This window comes from Azospirillum sp. B506, from assembly GCF_000333595.1.
Lineage (GTDB): Bacteria > Pseudomonadota > Alphaproteobacteria > Azospirillales > Azospirillaceae > Azospirillum.
Window position 1 is genome coordinate 1 of the sequence record NZ_BADK01000897.1, and the last position, 4,632, is coordinate 4,632.

Sequence of the window (4,632 nt, forward strand, 5' to 3'; positions counted from 1 at the left end):
CAGCAGCCCGGTCATCGAATGGACGTCGGACTCGTGGTCGACCACCAGGATCGTCCAGGGCGGAGCCGCCGGATCGGCCATGCCCGCGCGCGCCGCCGGGACCGATCCGGCAGCGTCGCCGCGGCCGAAGCCGGGGCCGTCCGCTTCTTCGTCGGCAAACAGGATCTCGTCGTCGTCAAAGGCGCCGGTGCTCATGCGGGTTCGGTCTCCAGCGGTCCGGGCGTCGGCGAAGGCTTGGCGGCAGGGGGACGGGGGGCGGAGGCAAGTGCGGAAGGGGCGATGGCGATCTTCGGGATGCGCAGGCTGAAGGTAGTTCCATCGCCGGGAACGCTGTCAACCGAGATCCGCCCGCCCAGCGACTGGGTGACCAGATTGAACACGATGTGCAGCCCCAGACCGCTGCCGCCCGATCCGCGCCGGGTGGTGAAGAAGGGCTCGAACACCTTGGGCAGGTTTTCCGCGGCGATGCCGACGCCATCGTCGATGAAGCGGATCACCACGTCCCCGTCCCCGATCTCGTCGACGTCGATGACGATGTGGCCCTTGCGGTCGGGCGGAAAGGCGTGGGTCAGCGCGTTCATCACCAGATTGGTCACCACCTGGCTCAACGCGCCGGGGAAACTATCCATCAGGATGCCGGGCGAGCAGGAGATGGCGACGCGATGGGGGTTCTTGCGCAGGGTGGGGCCGAGCGAGGTCACCACCTCCTCCAGATAGGCCAGCAGGTCGAAGCGGCGGCGCTCCTGGCTGGTCTGGTCGACGGCGACGCGCTTGAAGCTCTGGATCAGCTCCGCCGCGCGGGTCAGGTTCTGTTCGATCAGGCGGGAGGATTCGGTGGCGGTGGCGACATAGGCGGAGAGGTCGGACTTTTTCAGCGTTCCGCCCGCGAACGCCTCGGCCAGGAACCCGGTCCGGCCCGACAGGTGGGTGGCACAGCCGAAGGCGATGCCGATCGGTGTGTTGATCTCGTGCGCGACACCGGCAACCAGCAGGGCGAGCGACGCCATCTTCTCCGCCTGGACCAGATTGGCCTGCGTTTCCTTCAGGTCGGCATAGGCACGTTCCAACTCCTGCATCGCATCGAAGATTTCCTCGGCCGATCGTGCTTCCACCGTGACGTCGGTCATGGTGCGGACGAACCCGCCCTCCGGCAGCGGATTGGTCCGCACCTCGACGATGCGGCCATCGGGACGGCGGCGCTTGAAGGTGAAGGGCTGGTCGATCATCCCCGCCGGCTCGCCCGGCGGCATGCCGATGCCGCCCCCGAAGTCGGCCCCGTCATCGCCGCCGCCACCGCTTCCGCCGCCTGTACGGCCGGCGCCGTAGCTCAGATACAGGTCGGGATCGTCGCCCATTTCGCCGAACTCACCCTGACGGCGTTGGAGGGCCACCACATCGGCGAAGCACGGGTTGCCGGCCAGCACCTCCGGCTGGATGTTCAGCAGTTCCGCGGCGCGGCGGTTCGCCATGACCACCCGGCCGTCGCCGTCGACCTTGATGATGCCCTGGTCGGTGTTGTCCAGCGTCACCTGCAGCACGGTGCGTTCATGTGCGAGATCGAGTTCCGCCCGTATCCGTTCGGTGATGTCGGACATGGTTCCGGTCAGGCGCCGGGCGCGGCCGTCGGGATCGCGCTGTGCGGTGGCGCGGTCCTCGATCCAGGCCCAGTGGCCGTCGCGGCGCCGCATGCGGTAGATCGCGGTATAGGCCATGGCGCGGTCGCGCAGACGGCTGCGCGACGCCGTCATCACCCGCTCCGCCTCGTCCGGGTGGAGCAGGGCGGACCAGGTCCGCGCGGTCATCGGCAATTCGTCCGGGCCGTAGCCGAGCAGGGCGGGGAATTCCTTGGACCACCAATATTGCCCGGTGCGCAGATCGTAATCCCAGACGGAGGAGCGGGTGGCGGTGATGGCCAACGCCATCCGCTGCTCGCTCTTGCGCAGGGCGGCCTCCTCCTCCCCGAGGCGGGCGAGCATGGCATTGTGGGCCTGGATCACCCGCCCAAGCTCGTCGGCGGCACGCCAGTCCACCGGCCGATGCGCGCCACCCCCTTCCGATTCCAGGATGGAGGCGATCAGCCGATCCAGCGGACGCCCCACCGTCATCCGCAGCGCCGCCAGTGCCGCCGCCACGGTGCCGGCCAGCATCAGCAGAAGCAGCACGGTGGCGTTCATCACCTCCTGCCGCAGCTGGTCCCGCACCGCGCCGTCGCTGTAATGCAGAGTGAGGGTTCCGACCTGAAGGTCCTTGACCCGGATCGGCCGCCGTTCGATGTGAAGGTCGTCCCTGACCGGGCAGGTCCGGCCCGGCCATGCGAACAGGCCGTCGGCCAGATCGTCGGTCACCTCGACGCAGACCAGCTCCCGGTTGGCGCCGATGGCCTGGAGGGTGTTGCGGATCGCCTGGGAGTCGAAGGTCCACAGGGTGTTGGACAGGGCGGCCGCGTTGATGTCCGCGACGGTCGCCACCTTGTCCCGTAGCCCCGCCTGCAAATCCTTGTAGCGGTCATGGAAGAACAGCGCCGAGAACAGAGAGACCGCCACCACGAGGCTGGGCACCAGGATCAGCAGGAATTTGGCCGATACCGTCGGTACGCGCCGCCACGCCTCAGCGATCCTGGTCATGCGGTGCCGTTCCGGAGGTTCGTTGACGGGGCGGTTGGCCGTTGCGGGAGCGGACGGCTGCTGCGGGCGGCGGCAGCGTGGCACGCGGACCGGGCGCCGCTCCCAAAACCTTCTACCCGGTTGTGCGCAGGCCGTCCATGGGGGCGAATCCCAGGGTGGGTTCCGGCCCGGACGTGTCGTGCGCCGGAGGAAAGGCGCCCGGCGCTTGGCATCGGCACTTGAGGCGGGGCGACCGCTTGCACTACTGTGCATAAGCAAAAGACCTGGGTTTCGCGCGCATTTGTATGAATGGCTGCCAGGGCTGCGGACCGGTTGAGAGGAACTATGGATTTCAAGACGACCACCACAGGCGATGCGACCGAGGTCAGGCTGACCGGCCGCCTGGAATTCACGGACCACGACCGGCTGAGCGACCTCGTCAATCTGGTGGAGCAGTCCCAGGCACGCCGCTTCGTCCTGGACCTGTCGGGGCTGGAGTTCATCGATTCCGCCGGCCTGGGCATGCTGCTGATCCTCCAGGACGAGACCGAGACCCGCAACATCAAGATGATCGTGCGCGGACCCACCGGCGATGTCAGGCGGTCGATCGAACTGGCGCGGCTGACCGAGATCATCACCGTCGAATCCTGAACCGCCCGGTTTCAATCGACCAGTTACTGACGCAGGGCTGGCCCCGGTCCGGCCCTTGCGTCGCAGGTCTCTGTCCCAGGGGAGTTTGCCGCATGGACGCCGCTCATCACGATGGTACGGCCGAACCGGGCTTCCGCGGCTTCACCCTGTTGCGCGACCGGATGCCCGCCGAACTGGTGGCGCGGGTTGCGGCCCGCTTCCCCGGGACGGTTCAGGACCACCGGGAGGGTCCGGCCGCAACCGGAGGGCAGATGGCCGCCCCGTCTATGGCTGCCCCGTCTATGGCTGATCGAGTCGGCGGACGGGCGGTGGAAACGCTGCTGATGGAGCGGGCCGACCGCGACCGGCTGCGCGCCGCCTTCGACCGCGGCCCCTTCCTGACGGTGGAGTTGGGGGAGGGCGCCGACGGCGCGGCGGCACCGCTGGACGACTGGTCGGGCGCCCCTGCCGCCGACCATCCCGATCTTCCCGGATTCTATCTGTCGCTGACCACCGGCACCGCCTATGGCCTGCAATGCCCGGTGCTGATCTGCGACGAGCTGGTGCGGCGCGGCGCGCTGGACCCGCAACGCCGGTCCAATGTGGAGCTTTGCCTGCACGAGGCGGTCGCCAACGCCATCGTCCATGGCAATCTGGGCCTGTCGAGCGCGGTGAAGGGGGAGCCGGGCGGCTACCGCCGGTTCAGCGAAATGATGCGCGACCGGCTGGGCGACCCTGCCGTGATGCGGCGGCGGCTGGACATCTTCTGCCGCTGGAACGAGCGCTGCATCGCCATCGCGGTGGTGGACCAGGGCGGCGGCTTCGACACCGAACTGGCCCCGGCGACCACCGGCAACAAGGCGCGGTCGGGTCGCGGCTTCGTGTTCATGCGCACGCTGGCGTCCCGCGTGACGGTGACGGACGGCGGGCGCTGCACCGTCCTGCAGTTCGACCGCTGACGGAGCGTCCATGGCCGCGCCCGCCCTGTCGCTGTCGGACTGCCGCGTCCTGATCGTCGACGACAACGAATTCAATCGCAAATCCCTGGCGCTGGTGATCCGCCGCGCCGGGATCACCGACATCGCCTTCGCCGAGAACGGGCGGGAAGGGCTGGCGGCGGTCGACCGGTTCCATCCCGACCTTGTCCTGCTGGACGTCGACATGCCGGTGATGAACGGCCTGGAGATGTGCGAGGCGCTGCGCCGCAATGCGACGCACGAGCAGCTTCCCGTCCTGTTCCAGACCGCGCTGGACAGCGACGAGGAGCAGGTCCGCTGTTTCGAGGCCGGCGGCAGCGACTTCATCTCCAAGCCGATCAAGCCTGGCGAATGCGTGGCCCGCGTCCGTCACCAGCTGGAAAAGCGCAAGCTGTTCAATGACCTCGCCGCCTCCGCGAGCG

General features: G+C 68.4%; 5 protein-coding genes. 3 read left to right on the top strand and 2 right to left on the bottom strand.

Annotated features, from left to right (window positions below):
• Window positions 1–195 (bottom strand): hypothetical protein (locus I71_RS27845; protein ID WP_042701761.1); only part of this gene is annotated, 195 nt, incomplete at its 3' end.
• On the bottom strand, window positions 192–2,624 hold the full coding sequence (locus tag I71_RS27850; RefSeq protein ID WP_042701765.1) for an ATP-binding protein: 2,433 nt from the start codon (window positions 2,622–2,624) through the stop codon (window positions 192–194). The genes I71_RS27850 and I71_RS27845, both read right to left, overlap by 4 nt.
• Before the next feature lie 324 nt (window positions 2,625–2,948).
• Between I71_RS27850 and I71_RS27855 the strand changes: the two genes are divergently transcribed.
• The 3 genes from I71_RS27855 to I71_RS27865 all read left to right on the top strand — a co-directional run.
• Window positions 2,949–3,254: an STAS domain-containing protein gene (locus tag I71_RS27855; RefSeq protein WP_042701769.1), complete on the top strand. Its 306-nt coding sequence runs from the start codon at window positions 2,949–2,951 to the stop codon at window positions 3,252–3,254.
• A 92-nt stretch (window positions 3,255–3,346) separates the two neighbouring features.
• Complete coding sequence (locus I71_RS27860; protein WP_042701772.1) at window positions 3,347–4,192, top strand: ATP-binding protein; 846 nt, start codon at window positions 3,347–3,349, stop codon at window positions 4,190–4,192.
• 10 nt (window positions 4,193–4,202) lie between these two features.
• Window positions 4,203–4,632: PleD family two-component system response regulator (locus I71_RS27865; RefSeq protein WP_042701775.1), on the top strand; the 430-nt coding region annotated here is incomplete at its 3' end.